The sequence below is a fragment of the Daejeonella rubra genome (assembly GCF_900103545.1).
Lineage (GTDB): Bacteria > Bacteroidota > Bacteroidia > Sphingobacteriales > Sphingobacteriaceae > Daejeonella > Daejeonella rubra.
Genome location: NZ_FNHH01000009.1, coordinates 131,486 through 145,934 on the forward strand (window position 1 = coordinate 131,486; position 14,449 = coordinate 145,934).

A 14,449-nucleotide genomic window follows, 5' to 3' on the forward strand; every position below is an offset into this window, starting at 1 on the left:
TCAAATGAAGTACATACGTAATTTTTGCATAATTGCTCATATAGATCACGGTAAAAGCACATTAGCTGATCGTCTTCTTGAGTATACCAATACAATCACTCAGCGTGAATCACAAGCTCAGTTGCTTGATGATATGGACCTGGAACGTGAACGTGGAATCACCATTAAGAGCCATGCAATCCAAATGGATTATATTCAGGATGGGCAACCTTATGTTCTAAACCTGATCGATACACCCGGACATGTGGATTTTTCTTATGAAGTATCCCGTTCAATTGCTGCCTGCGAAGGTGCACTACTGATTGTAGATGCTTCACAGGGTATACAGGCTCAAACAATTTCAAATTTATATCTTGCCCTGGAACATGATCTTGAGATCATTCCAATCTTAAATAAGATGGACCTTCCCGGTGCTATGCCCGAAGAAGTAAAAGATCAAATAATTGAACTGATCGGTTGCAAGCGTGAAGATATTATTCCGGCTTCTGGTAAAACCGGACTTGGCGTAGATAATATCCTCAGGGCTATTGTGGAACGTGTACCTGCACCAAAAGGTAATCCTGACGGCGAATTACAGGCTCTGATCTTTGATTCTGTATTTAATTCCTTCAGGGGAATCATTGCTTATTATAAAGTATTGAACGGCGAAATCCGTAAAGGTGATAAAGTGAAGTTCGTGGCCACGGATAAGGATTATATCGCTGAAGAGGTTGGGACATTAAAACTAACACAAAAGCCAAAAGATGTCATTAAAACAGGTGATGTTGGTTATATCATATCCGGAATAAAGGAAGCCCGCGAAGTAAAGGTTGGAGATACCATCACTCATAAAGACAAACCAAGCAGAGAGCCAATTAAGGGTTTTGAAGAGGTTAAACCAATGGTTTTTGCCGGAATTTATCCGGTAGATACTGATGAATATGAAGAGCTCCGAGAAAGTATGCACAAGTTGCAGCTTAATGATGCTTCCATTGTTTTTGAACCGGAATCATCAGCTGCCTTAGGATTTGGTTTCCGTTGCGGATTCCTGGGAATGCTTCATATGGAGATCATTCAGGAACGTCTCGAACGCGAATTCGATATGACGGTCATCACAACCGTTCCAAACGTATCCTATAAAGCTTTTACATCCAAAGGAATAGAAATTGATGTTCACAACCCTTCTGATCTTCCTGACCCAAGTAAACTGGACCATGTTGAAGAACCTTATATCAAGGCAAACATCATTACAAAATCTGAATATGTAGGTGCTATTATGTCGCTTTGTATTCAGAAAAGAGGCACTATAGTCAATCAATCTTACCTGACTTCAGACCGTGTTGAACTGATCTTTGAAATGCCTATGGGTGAGATCGTATTCGATTTTTACGATCGCTTAAAAACAATTTCAAAGGGATATGCTTCATTCGATTATCATCAGATCGGATACCGCCAGTCAGATCTGGTTCGTTTGGATATCCTCTTAAATGCTGAACCTGTGGATGCCTTATCTTCACTTATTCACCGGACAAATTCCTATAATTTCGGGAAAAAGATCTGTGAGAAATTAAGAGAATTAATACCACGTCAGCAATTCGAAATAATTATTCAGGCTTCTATCGGTGCAAAGATCATTGCGCGGGAAACTGTGAAAGCCTTACGTAAGGATGTAACTGCAAAATGCTATGGTGGAGATATTTCCAGAAAGAGAAAGCTTCTGGAAAAACAAAAGAAAGGTAAAAAGCGCATGCGTCAGGTAGGAAATGTCGAAATACCGCAAACTGCGTTTATGGCTGTTCTGAAACTGGATTAATAATTCATTTTCGTATTTCGCGAATAGCGAATAATACATGTTAATAAGCTGTTGAATGTTAATAAATACCCAATTAATACATAAATGCAATTACTGGACGGAAAATTTGTATCTGAAAAATTAAAGCAACAAATAGCTGTTGAGGCAGCTGAAATCCTTGAAAAAACCGGCAGAAAACCACACCTGGTAGCCATACTTATTGGTCATGATGGGGGTTCAGAAACATATGTAGCCAGCAAGATAAAGAACTGTGAAAAGGTGGGATTTAATTCGACATTATATCGCTATGAAAGTTCGATCACTGAAGAAGAGCTACTGAAAAAAATAGATGAAATAAATCAGGATCCGGAAACAGATGGAATACTTGTCCAACTTCCACTTCCAAAACATATATCAGCTGATAAAGTAACTGAGAAGATATCCCCCGAAAAGGATGTGGATGGTTTTCATCCTGTAAATCTTGGACGGATGCAGCGTAACCTACCCTCCTTCCTTCCTGCAACACCCTATGGTATATTGCTGATGTTACAGGAATATGGAATAGAAACCAGCGGAAAACATTGTGTTGTTATTGGAAGAAGTAATATAGTTGGCTCACCGATGAGCATTTTAATGGCCCGGAATACCAATCCCGGGAATTGTACTGTTACGATCTGTCACAGCAAAACTCCGGATATTAAAAAATTCAGTCTCGATGCCGACATACTGATCGTGGCAATCGGAAAGAAAAACTTTGTTACCGCTGATATGGTAAAAGATGGCGCCATTGTTATTGACGTTGGTATGAATCGTGAAATTTCAACTGAAACAAAATCAGGATACAAATTATATGGTGATGTTGACTTTGTAAACGTTGCTCCAAAAGCATCCTGGATAACACCTGTACCCGGTGGAGTTGGATTGATGACCATTGTTGGATTATTGAAAAACACTCTGGCTTCGGCTAAGAAAGAGATCTATTAATCTATTTTTAGTCTTAGTTTTCCTGTCCTTAGACTTAACTGAAGCGATCTAGTGATGAGGAGCCAGGGGACTCAAGCTTATTTGAAAATCCGTTGAGGCGCTACGCTAAACTCGGACAGAACAATTAGAATACTGTGGGAATTTTAATTCCATTCGACATTTAGTTTTTCCAATTCCTTATTCAGGTCAGCGAGTGAATTCGGGTCAATAATATGAGTATTGATTTTATAATCCCTATTATTTGTCTTGAGTGTATAGCCCTTCGAAAACTGTTTAATACTATTTATTTCGTTTAAGTTTATTTTCTTTCCTAATCCAAATAAATCGTTCACTTTAATATATCCACTTTCAATGCTTAAATATTTGATTTGTCGTTTATGCAGGTAGAGACTTAAATATAAAAGAGAAAAACCTAATTTCACAAAATCTGACCAATTTGTTGGGTCTTTGGTTTTACTCTCAAATAAGAACCATATAAACCAAAATAAACCTAAAATTAAGTTTACGGTTAGATGTCGATTACTATAGCCTATTTTCATTTAAAAACTGTCCTTAATGTTATGATTAACTTAATGTTACTTACTAAAATAGTATAAAAATTTAACCATTTAAGCAATCCGAAAAATCCATGATTTTGATTTAAGACTTAGGGGCATCACCAAAACCTCCACCAGGGCTTACTTATCCCCACATAAACTCCATCATCTTTAATTTCAACAGGATAAGTATCCACATAATTACCCTGACCCGGAGCTCCCCTGCCTGTTTCAAGATCAAATTCTTGTCTGTGATATGGACAAATTATTTTTCCTTTAGTACACCAACCATTACTTAGTTCAGCACCTGCATGAGGACATTTATTTTGTATAGCGTAGAACTTTTCTTCTGTTTTAACTACACATAATTTTTTACCGGAAATATCAATTTTTTTCAGAAAGTCTTCAGCCGATAAAATCGATAAGGGAAATATTTTAATCCAGTTCATGGGTTTCAAAAATTGTCAATTTTATGTCTCAATCCTCTAAAAGCAAGGTTGAGAAATTAAACTTAAGTATATTTGCATCCTAAATTACAAAATGGCACACCAAATTCCGCCTGACGGCACATTATTACCTTTAATGGAAGAGTTTTATACCATCCAGGGCGAAGGATTCCATTCAGGAAAAGCCGCCTATTTTATTCGCCTGGGTGGTTGCGACGTTGGTTGTCATTGGTGTGATGTGAAGGAAAGCTGGGATGCAGAATTACATCCGCTGACTTCAGCTGACCAAATTGTACAGAATGCAGAAAAATTTCCGGGAAAGGCGGTGGTTGTAACAGGCGGTGAACCCCTGATTTATAATCTTGACTATCTGACAGCGGAATTACAAAAAAGAGGCATCAAAACATTTATTGAAACATCCGGTGCATATCCTCTTTCGGGAAGCTGGGACTGGATCTGTTTATCACCTAAAAAGTTTAAGTCCCCAAGACCAGATATTTTACCCTTTGCAGGGGAATTAAAAGTGATCGTATTTAATAAAAGTGATTTTCTTTGGGCAGAAGAACATGCCGCTCATGTTTCAGATACCTGTAAATTATATTTACAGCCTGAATGGTCTAAAAGTGCAGAAATTACCCCCCTCATCATTGATTATGTCATGCAGAATCCTAAATGGGAAGTTTCACTTCAAACCCATAAATACCTTAACATACCATAATCTGTTTTTGGCATTTTTCATCTGATCAGTCAAAGTATTAAATCTTTGTTTCATTCCAGTAGACTAAGTACTGATTATTTTTTACCTTCATACACAGGGAAATCCCCAAAATGTATGTATAAGTGTATACTATTTATTTTCTGTCTTGTTTCCGGATCTGTCTTTGCTCAAAAGCAGACAAGTTCAATTAATAAGCAGGCACAAAAGGCTTATGAACAGGCTAATCAAGCTATTTCTTATAAGTTATACGATAAGGCTATTTCTGAGCTTAACCGGGCTATATCACTGGATAATAACTTTCTTGCTGCTTATCAGCAATTAGGTGACCTTTACAGAAAATCAGGGAATTATTCCAATGCCCTGAATAATTATAGAAAAATTCTTGAAGTCGACCCTGAATTCCATCCTCTCACCTATTTTGGAATCGCTGAATCTGAGCTGAATACGGGTGATTATGCCAATGCAATACAACATTTCAACAAATATCTGACTTACCCAGGCCTCAATCCTGTTAGCAGGGATAATATCAATAAATATATTGCCGACTGTACATTTAGTCTTGAAGCCATAAAAACTCCTGTTCCCTTTAAACCTATAAATATTGGTCCGGCAATTAATACCAAAGAAGACGAATACCTTCCTGTTATTACTGCAGATGAAGAAATGATCATTTATACACGGCAGACAAACCGTAATGAGGACTTTTATAAAAGTACAAAACGAAATGGCGAATGGTCTGTAGCTGAGTTTCTTAGCAAAGAAATTAACACATCCAATTTTAATGAAGGTGCCCAAAATATTTCACCGGATGGCAACTATTTATTTTTTACCGGTTGTAACCGTCCCGATGGTTTAGGAAGATGTGATATTTATATTTCTAAGCGTGAAGGAAATGATTGGAGTAAACCATTTAATATTGGCGGACCAGTAAATACAGCAGGATGGGAATCACAACCATCAATCAGTGCCGATGGCCGGACCTTGTACTTTGTAAGTACCCGTCAGGGTGGTTACGGTGGCTATGATATCTGGAGTTCTGAATTAAACTCGGATGGATCATGGGCTAGTCCTGTTAATTTGGGACCTGATATTAATACTTCATATGATGAACAATCACCATTTATTCATCCGGATAATGAAAGTCTCTATTTTTCATCAAACGGATGGCCTGGTCTGGGAAATAAAGATCTGTTCTTAAGCCGAAAAACTTACTCAGGAGATAAGCAAACGGGCTGGCAAAAACCTGAAAATCTGGGCTTTCCAATAAATTCATTTTCAGAAGAAAGCGGATTAAGCATAAGCAGCAGTGGAAAACTGGCCTTCTTCTCAAGCAATCAGAAGGATGGATATGGCAAGTTGGATATTTATTCTTTTGAATTGCCCGAAAAAGCAAGACCCGGATCAGTTACTTATGTTAAAGGGAAGGTTTTTGATAATCTTAGCAAAGAGGTATTGGATGCCCAAATTCAAATTACAAATCTGACCAAAGGAAATACTGTTTATGATGAAATCACAGATCCGGAAAACGGACAATTTCTTGCGACACTACCTGCAGGAAAATCGTATGGGTTAACCGTATCAAAAGAAGGATATTTGTTTTATTCACAAAATTTTACACTTACAGGGGATCAGGAAAACAAACCATTTATAATTGAAGTACCCCTTCAGAAAATCGAGATCGGAAGAATGGTCATACTCAACAATATATTTTTTGAAACCAATAAATTTGATCTTTTACCGGAATCTAAATCAGAATTACAACAACTAATTCTTTTCCTTAGAGAAAACCCAACAGTTTCTATCGAAATTGGCGGGCATACTGATAGTATTGGAGAGGATGAATCAAACCTGATTCTTTCTAAAAACAGAGCTAAAACAGTTTATGATTATTTGATAATCAATAAAATACCTGTAAAGAATTTAAGTTTCAAAGGATATGGTGAAGGCTTGCCAATATCTGACAATTCAACTGAGCAAGGCCGAAAAAATAACAGACGAACAGAATTTAAAATCACAAATAAATAATCATGGAACAAAACTACAAAAACCACGCACGCCTGGTTACGGGCTATCACGGAATACTAACTCTTTTCATATTATCAGGGTTAACAGGCTCAATTTTCAATCTTTACGGATCATGGAATAATGAAAGCTTTTATTCTGCCAGTTTAATAACTCTACTCTTTGTATGCTGCTGTCTCCTTTTTTGGTATACACGTTCATTCCCTTTAAAAGCTCAGGATAGAGCCATTCGTTCTGAAGAAAACTTCAGACATTATATTCTAACCGGAAAGCCCCTGCCATCCGAACTTAAAATGGGGCAAATAATTGCATTACGCTTTGCATCGGATGAAGAATTTCCAAAACTGGTGCAAAGAACACTTTCGGAAAACCTGGACCCTAAAACAATTAAGCAAGCCATCCAAAACTGGAAACCTGATTATTACAGAGTTTAAATAATATTTCCGGTAATCAGAAAAACAGATAAAAAACGGTTAATTATATCCAAACAGCAATTATTAACTATTTGCAAACAAAAATATCTTAAATATAATTAACTTAATTGCAGGTTTAGAGGGGAAGGTTAACAGAAAATCAATTCATAAATATGGATACTGAAAAAAATCAAAACACCCTCGACCGTCGCGAGGCATTAAGACTTCTTGGAATTGGTTCGACCGCTGGCATGATGGGTATGTTTGGTGCTATCCCATCATCCAAAGCAGCAGAAAATGCCAGTCCCGATTATACAAAGGGAATGGCGCCGGTGAGAATTAAAAGTGTAAAAGCTATAGCCACAGCACCAAGCGGGTCAAATCTGATCGTTGTTAAAGTTGAAACAACAGAGCCCGGACTGTATGGTTTAGGCTGTGCTACATTCACACAGCGTGCAGTTGCTGTCGTAGCTGCAATAAATAGTTATCTCAATGATTTTTGTGTCGGAAAGGACGTTGATAATATTGAGGATATGTGGCATGGGGTATATGTTAGTTCATACTGGAGGAATGGCCCTGTCTTGAATAATGCCTTAAGCGGATTAGATCAGGCTCTTTGGGATATAAAAGGCAAACGTGCCAATATGCCTGTTTACCAGCTTCTAGGAGGAAAAGTAAGATTTGCAGTTCCTTGTTATGCCCATGCAAGTGGAAATACACCAGAAGCAGTTGCAGAAAATGTCAAAAAGTTCATTGATGAGGGATACAAGTATGTAAGAATACAGCAGGGTGGCTATGGTGCAGTTGGAGTAAATCAAAAGAAACCAGACTTTAAGGAAGCAGGATTTGGTGGAGAGACCGATGCATTCATGGACGAAAGAACTTATCTGCGTTCCGTTCCAAAAATTTTCGAGGCTGCAAGAAAATATTGTGGTGATGATGTAGAGTTATTGCATGATATCCATGAACGCGTCCAGCCGATGGATGCGATCAATATGATCAAACAACTTGAGCAATATCGCCCATTTTTTATTGAAGATCCATTTTCTCCTGAAAATATGGAATGGTTTAAGCAATTAAGAGCAAGTACATCTGTTCCTATTGCCATGGGTGAACTATTCAATAATATCAATGAGTTTAAAATGCCAATGGTTAACCAGTGGTTTGATTATATCAGAATACATATCTCCCAGATAGGTGGCATCACTCCTGCCATGAAAGTTGCCCGACTGGGCGAATGGTTTAATATTAAAACTGCATGGCACGGCCCGGGTGATGTGTCTCCTGTTGGGCATGCAGCAAATGCCCATATCGACCTTGCCGTATGGAATTTTGGAATTCAGGAGTCTGTGAAATTTTCCGATAAAATGCAGGAAGTATTTTCTGGTTGCCCTACAATGAAAAATGGATATATGTCTGTGAATGAAGTTCCTGGACTTGGGGTGGATATCAATGAAAAAGAGGCAGCAAAATATCCGATTGGTACTAAATCCAATTGGCAGGTACGTAAAGCGGATGGCACTTTGATCAGACCTTAACCATTTGATTAATTGATAAATTTTAAAAATTATTGGATGAAACAAATACTTCTCGGAATTCTGATTTTTTCGGCATCCGGCATTTTTGCACAATATCCTCAATCAAGTATATCTAATGGATTGATTGAGGCTAAATTATACCTTCCTGATGCTAAAAATGGATTTTACAGGGGAACAAGATTTGATTGGTCTGGCGTAATAAATAGTCTGAAATATAAAGATCATGAGTATTTCGGTGAATGGTACCCCCAACACGATCCCAAAAGGCATGATGCAATTACGGGCCCGGTAGAGGCATTTGATCCAATAGATTATACTACAGCCGCTCCAGGCGAAAAATTCCTGAAGATCGGCATTGGTACACTACGTAAGATAAAAAATGAACCATACAGGTTCAGCAACCATTTTGAAGTGCTTAACGCAGGGAAATGGAAAGTCAGAACGAAAAGAGACCGGGTTGAATTCACACATACCCTTCAGGATGATTCCGGATATTCATATATCTACAAGAAAACAGTCCGCCTTGTAAAAGGAAAAGCACAAATGATTTTGGAACATAGTTTAAAAAACATAGGGCAAAAAGCTATCAACACAAGTGTATTTAATCATAATTTTTTCGTGATCGACAATCAGACAACAGGACCTGATTTTATGGTCAGCATGCCTTTTAAAATCAGTTCAGAGCCTGCAAAAAAGAGTCTAATGAATTTCAAGGACAATAAAATGATCTATACAAGGGATTTGAAAAAAGGCGAAAGCACCATGGAATACCCAACAGGCTTTACAGGAACAAACGTTGGAGATTATGATTTCAGGATTGAAAATCAAAAAACAGGAGCCGCAGTGAGAATCAGATCTGACCGTCCCCTATCACATTTCATGTATTGGTCTGTTCCTACAACATTAAGTCCTGAACCCTTTATAAAGATCGATGCATTACCCGGGAAGGAATTTACCTGGGCAATCACATACGATTTCTATACAATTGATAAAAAATAGATTTTAACATATTAATAATAATATAATGACCGATAGAAGATCCTTCCTGAAAAATTCAGCAATTATTGCTCTTGGATGCACTTTACCTAAATGGGCAAATGCCGGACTACCCGGTAAAATGGCACTCAAATATCCCCCTATGGGCCTTCAGGTATATACTCTTAATACTTTAATTAACTCGCCTGGAGCAGATACTAAAACCATTCTAAAGCAGATTGCTGATATAGGTATCAAAGAACTGGAAACGGCTACAGGTTCCGGTGGTTTATATTACAGACATTCTGCAAAGGAATTTGCTGCCATTGTCAATGATCTGGGTCTGAAATGGATCGGAAATCATGTTGGAGGATTACCAAGGTCGGCACAGGTTACTGCTGGTTCAAGAAACCTGAGGGATAATCTTCAACAGATTGTGGATGAGTCGGCTGAAGGAGGTTGCGGGTGGGTAATTTGTTCCAGTTCATCAATCAATACGATGGATGAAATTAAACGGACTACTGATATTTTCATTAAGGCCGGTGATGCTGCTGCAAAAAACAAAATGAAATTTGCTTACCATAATCATCAATCTGAGTTTACTCCGATTGAAGGAATATCAGCATTTGATTATGTTTTAAGCAATACCGATAAAAATAAGGTATTCATGGAGCTGGATCTTGCCTGGGCAACAGCCGCCGGTATGGATCCTGTTGCTCTTTTCAAAAAATACCCTGGACGTTTCCCTTTATGGCATGTTAAGGATCTTGATAAAACAAGTGGAAAACCATGCCCTGTAGGAAAAGGCAAGGTTGATTTCAAGCATATTTATGAAAACTCCAAACTGTCAGGAGTAAAACATGCATTCATTGAACAGGATGGATCTAAAACAATTGAAGATCCGGCATCAAGTGTGCAATGGCTTAAGGCAAATATTTATTAAGAATTCTAAACTGAATAGAAATTTAAAGAATAAATGACCGGGATCAGGAAATTGCTTTTCTGATCCTAATCAATTTAACCATTAGATCTTCAAGCAGATCTAAATGAAGCATATTTGCTCCATCAGATTTTGCATTAGCAGGATCAGGGTGTGTCTCAATAAATAAACCATCTGCGCCTACAGCAATAGCCGCTTTGGCAATAGTTTCGATTAGAGCAGGCTTCCCTCCTGTTACTCCGCTGGACTGATTAGGCTGTTGCAATGAATGCGTGCAATCCATTACCACAGGAACACCAAAACTTCTCATTTCTGGAATCCCCCTGTAATCAACAATAATATCCTGATAGCCAAAAGTATTACCACGATCTGTAAGGATCACATTCGGGTTTCCGGAATCCTGGATCTTTTCAACTGCAAATTTCATTGAACCTGCAGAAAGGAACTGTCCCTTTTTTACATTCACCGCTTTACCGGTGAGGGCCGCTGCAATAAGAAGGTCTGTTTGACGGCATAAAAAAGCAGGAATCTGTAAAACATCCACATATTCTGCTGCAAGTGCAGCTTCGTGACTTTCATGAATATCTGTAACGGTAGGAACACCAAACTCCCTGCTCACCTTATTCAGGATCTTTAGTGCCTTTTCATCACCAATACCGGTAAATGAATCAAGGCGGGAACGGTTTGCTTTTCGATAAGATCCTTTAAAGATTAAAGGAATTTCAAGCTTATCAGTAATACCTACAATTCTTTCTGCAATTCTGAGAGCTATTTCTTCACTTTCAATTACACAGGGTCCAGCCATCAGGAAGAAATTACCTGATTGGGTATGTTTTATTTGGGGAATATTATTGATCATTAATTTCCTAGTTCCGATAAAAATTTAATACGCATTAATTGCACTTCTTCGCGGGTATAATCTTCTGTTCCGAGTTCAGAAAGAGCTTCATCGATCGAGTCGATTTCTGTTGACCTGAAATAATCATATACCTCATCCTGCCTGTCTTCCTCAATCAATTCATCAATATAATAATTGAGGTTAAGCTTTGTACCGGAGTTTACAATAGTTTCTAGCTCTTTTAATATTTCATCAAATGAGATTCCCTTGGCAGAAGCAATATCCTCCAGAGCAATCTGACGATCAATATTTTGTATAATAGATACCTTAAGAGCAGATTTATTGGCGGCACTTTTTATGACCAGATCTACCGGACGATCAATATCATTATCGTCAACATACTTTTTGATCAGTTCGATAAACGGCAGCCCAAACTTGAGTGCTTTCCCGGAGCCAACTCCCTGTATCTGCTTGAGTTCGTCAATAGAAACTGGATAGTGAGTACACATTTCATCTAAAGAAGGATCCTGAAAAACCACAAACGGTGGAAGATTCTTTTGTTTCGCTATCTTTTTCCTTAAATCTTTCAGCATTTGGAGCAACTGAGTATCCAAAGCACCACTTTGCTGCTGGGCCTCTTCTACCTCATCTTCAACTTCATCCATCAGATAATTAAGTATAAACTTAATAGAATATGGATTTTCAATAAATGAATTACCAGATTTTGTCAGTTTTAAAAGACCATAATTATCAATGTCTTTCTGAACAAAATTGTTCAATACGGTCTGGCGTAATAAAGATTTCCAAAGTATTTCACCATCTTCTTTGCCTGAACCAAAAACCGCTAACTTATCGTGTTCATAAGATACAACCTGGGAGTTTTCAATACCCAACATGATATTGATGATATATTGATCATCGAACTTTTCCCCCAGATCCCGTATCAGAGTCAAAACCTTAAGTAATGGAGCCTCAGCATCAAAGTATTTCTTAGGATGGCGGCAATTATCACACATATTATTGCAGCCTGTCTCATTGAAATTCTCACCAAAATAATGAAGTATCTGTTTACGTCTGCATACAGATGATTCGGCATAGTCAATAACTTCTTTAAGAATTTGAGTACCTATTTCTCTTTCAGAAACAGGTTTATCTTTCATAAACTTAGTCAGCTTATCTATATCCTTTTGCGAATAAAAGGCAACGCAAATACCCTCACCACCATCACGGCCTGATCGTCCGGTCTCCTGATAATAACCCTCCATACTTTTTGGGATATCATGATGGATCACATAACGAACATCAGGTTTATCTATGCCCATTCCAAATGCGATGGTTGCAACGATGACGTCTACATCTTCCATCAGGAAATTATCCTGTGTTTCCGCACGGGTTTTAGGATCAAGACCTGCATGATATGGGAGCGCTTTTATTCCATTAAGTTTTAATGCTTCAGCAACTTCTTCAACCTTTTTTCGGCTCAGACAGTAAACGATCCCGGATTTACCGGAATTCATTTTAGCATACCTGACAATTTCTTTAATAACATCACGCTTTGCCCTTACCTCATAAAATAAATTAGGTCTGTTAAATGAGGATTTAAAAAGAGAGGCATTGTTCATTTGCAGATTTTTTTGAATATCCTGCTGAACTTTTGGCGTTGCTGTTGCGGTTAGAGCAATAATCGGAATATTATCTCCGATATTGTCAATCACCTGGCGGATCCTGCGATATTCAGGCCTGAAATCATGTCCCCATTCTGAAATACAGTGTGCTTCATCAACAGCAACAAAAGAAATTGAAATACCTCTCAGAAAATCTACATTTTCTGGTTTTGTTAATGATTCAGGAGCTACATAAAGCAATTTAGTTTCACCATTGGTAACATCTTCCTTGACCTTAGTGATCTCAGATTTATTAAGAGATGAATTAAGGAAATGGGCAATACTATCTGTTCCACCGAAAGCTCTTAGCTGATCTACCTGATTTTTCATCAGGGCAATAAGTGGCGAAATTACAATTGCTGTACCTTCGCTCATCAAAGCCGGTAACTGGTAACAAATGGATTTACCTCCACCTGTTGGCATAATAACAAATGTATCTTTCTTTTGAAGTATGCTGGTTATAATAGCTTCCTGATCACCTTTGAAGTTATCGAAGCCGAAAAAATTCTGTAAATTATCGAATAACGATTTGTTTATTTCCATTATTTAACTGGAAAAAATTGAAAATAGGTCATAATAATATTCAAAATAACATATTTTTGCGATTAAATATCTATTTATTTAAAAATAATCAAGTTGAAAAGCAAGGTTGAAATATTGGAAATAGCACGAAAAACGCTTCAAATTGAAGCAGAAGGCATCAGCCGTATTTCAACACAATTAAACGATGATTTTTCAGAAATAGTACATCAAATTTTGTACCTAAATGCACGAGTTATTGTAACAGGAATTGGAAAAAGTGCAATAATTGCTCAAAAGATCGTCGCTACCTTTAATTCTACAGGTACACCTGCAATTTTTATGCATGCTGCAGATGCCATTCATGGCGATCTGGGCATGATACAGCAAAATGATCTGGTGATTTGTATTTCTAAGAGCGGCAATACACCAGAGATCAAGGTACTCGTACCTTTATTAAAACAAGGTGGAAATAAACTTGTCGCAATGGCAGGTGATAAGGAATCTTTTTTGGCAAAACAGGCCGACTGGCTTTTAGATACCTCAGTTGAGCATGAAGCTTGTCCACATAATCTTGCTCCAACTACCAGTACTACTGCTCAATTGGCCATGGGTGACGCTTTGGCAGTATGTTTACTTGAGTGTCGCGAATTCAGCAGTGCTGATTTCGCAAAATACCATCCCGGAGGTTCTTTAGGGAAGCGTTTATATTTAACAGTTGGCGACCTAGCTGCTCAAAATGAAAAACCAGTAGTAACTTCCAATGCATCAGTAAAAGAAGTAATCATTGAAATCACAAAAAACAGACTTGGAGCAGTAGCGGTAGTTGATGAAGGAAAGCTTAGCGGAATTATTACAGATGGAGATATACGTAGAATGCTGAATAAAAACACTACCATTGATGGACTAACCGCTGCAAACATCATGACAATATCGCCTAAATACATCGACAAGAATGAACTTGCCGTTAACGCCCTTGAAATACTACGCGTTAATAATATTACCCAGATACTTGTTGGTACAGAAAGCAAGTTTGAAGGGTTCATCCATCTTCATGATCTTTTGAAAGAAGGAATTATTTAAGT

General features: G+C 37.8%; 12 protein-coding genes. 9 read left to right on the plus strand and 3 right to left on the minus strand.

Annotated features, from left to right (window positions below; genetic code table 11):
• Positions 1–4: 4 nt before the first annotated feature.
• Positions 5–1,792: a translation elongation factor 4 gene (gene lepA / locus BLR27_RS08665; protein WP_090703813.1), complete on the plus strand. Its 1,788-nt coding sequence runs from the start codon at positions 5–7 to the stop codon at positions 1,790–1,792.
• A gap of 84 nt (positions 1,793–1,876) precedes the next feature.
• On the plus strand, positions 1,877–2,755 hold the full coding sequence (locus tag BLR27_RS08670; RefSeq protein ID WP_090703816.1) for a bifunctional 5,10-methylenetetrahydrofolate dehydrogenase/5,10-methenyltetrahydrofolate cyclohydrolase: 879 nt from the start codon (positions 1,877–1,879) through the stop codon (positions 2,753–2,755).
• Between the two features lie 655 nt (positions 2,756–3,410).
• Here BLR27_RS08670 and BLR27_RS08680 read toward each other — a convergent pair.
• Positions 3,411–3,740: a Rieske (2Fe-2S) protein gene (locus BLR27_RS08680; RefSeq protein WP_090703822.1), complete on the minus strand. Its 330-nt coding sequence runs from the start codon at positions 3,738–3,740 to the stop codon at positions 3,411–3,413.
• Between the two features lie 91 nt (positions 3,741–3,831).
• Between BLR27_RS08680 and BLR27_RS08685 the strand changes: the two genes are divergently transcribed.
• The 6 genes from BLR27_RS08685 to BLR27_RS08710 all read left to right on the plus strand — a co-directional run bounded on the left by BLR27_RS08685 (position 3,832) and on the right by BLR27_RS08710 (position 10,346).
• Complete coding sequence (locus tag BLR27_RS08685) at positions 3,832–4,455, plus strand: 7-carboxy-7-deazaguanine synthase QueE (RefSeq protein ID WP_090703825.1); 624 nt, start codon at positions 3,832–3,834, stop codon at positions 4,453–4,455.
• A gap of 114 nt (positions 4,456–4,569) precedes the next feature.
• The gene (locus tag BLR27_RS08690) at positions 4,570–6,480 is read left to right on the plus strand and encodes an OmpA family protein (protein ID WP_090703829.1); all 1,911 of its coding nucleotides are present in this window, start codon (positions 4,570–4,572) and stop codon (positions 6,478–6,480) included.
• A 2-nt stretch (positions 6,481–6,482) separates the two neighbouring features.
• Positions 6,483–6,911: a DUF6526 family protein gene (locus tag BLR27_RS08695; RefSeq protein WP_245704483.1), complete on the plus strand. Its 429-nt coding sequence runs from the start codon at positions 6,483–6,485 to the stop codon at positions 6,909–6,911.
• A 152-nt stretch (positions 6,912–7,063) separates the two neighbouring features.
• Positions 7,064–8,428, plus strand: a complete 1,365-nt coding sequence (locus tag BLR27_RS08700) for an enolase C-terminal domain-like protein (RefSeq protein ID WP_090703837.1) — start codon at positions 7,064–7,066, stop codon at positions 8,426–8,428.
• A 36-nt stretch (positions 8,429–8,464) separates the two neighbouring features.
• Positions 8,465–9,427: a hypothetical protein gene (locus BLR27_RS08705; protein WP_176767646.1), complete on the plus strand. Its 963-nt coding sequence runs from the start codon at positions 8,465–8,467 to the stop codon at positions 9,425–9,427.
• A gap of 25 nt (positions 9,428–9,452) precedes the next feature.
• Positions 9,453–10,346, plus strand: a complete 894-nt coding sequence (locus BLR27_RS08710) for a sugar phosphate isomerase/epimerase family protein (RefSeq protein ID WP_090703841.1) — start codon at positions 9,453–9,455, stop codon at positions 10,344–10,346.
• A 43-nt stretch (positions 10,347–10,389) separates the two neighbouring features.
• On the opposite strand, the gene kdsA is transcribed toward BLR27_RS08710, so the two are convergent.
• Together kdsA and recQ are read right to left on the minus strand one after the other, a co-directional pair.
• A complete protein-coding gene (gene kdsA, locus BLR27_RS08715; protein ID WP_090703845.1) occupies positions 10,390–11,202 on the minus strand; it encodes a 3-deoxy-8-phosphooctulonate synthase in 813 nt (270 codons plus the stop codon).
• A complete protein-coding gene (recQ, locus tag BLR27_RS08720; RefSeq protein WP_090703848.1) occupies positions 11,202–13,388 on the minus strand; it encodes a DNA helicase RecQ in 2,187 nt (728 codons plus the stop codon). Before recQ ends, kdsA begins: the two co-directional genes overlap by 1 nt.
• A gap of 93 nt (positions 13,389–13,481) precedes the next feature.
• Between recQ and BLR27_RS08725 the strand changes: the two genes are divergently transcribed.
• Complete coding sequence (locus tag BLR27_RS08725) at positions 13,482–14,447, plus strand: KpsF/GutQ family sugar-phosphate isomerase (protein WP_090703851.1); 966 nt, start codon at positions 13,482–13,484, stop codon at positions 14,445–14,447.
• The last annotated feature ends 2 nt before the right edge of the window (positions 14,448–14,449 follow it).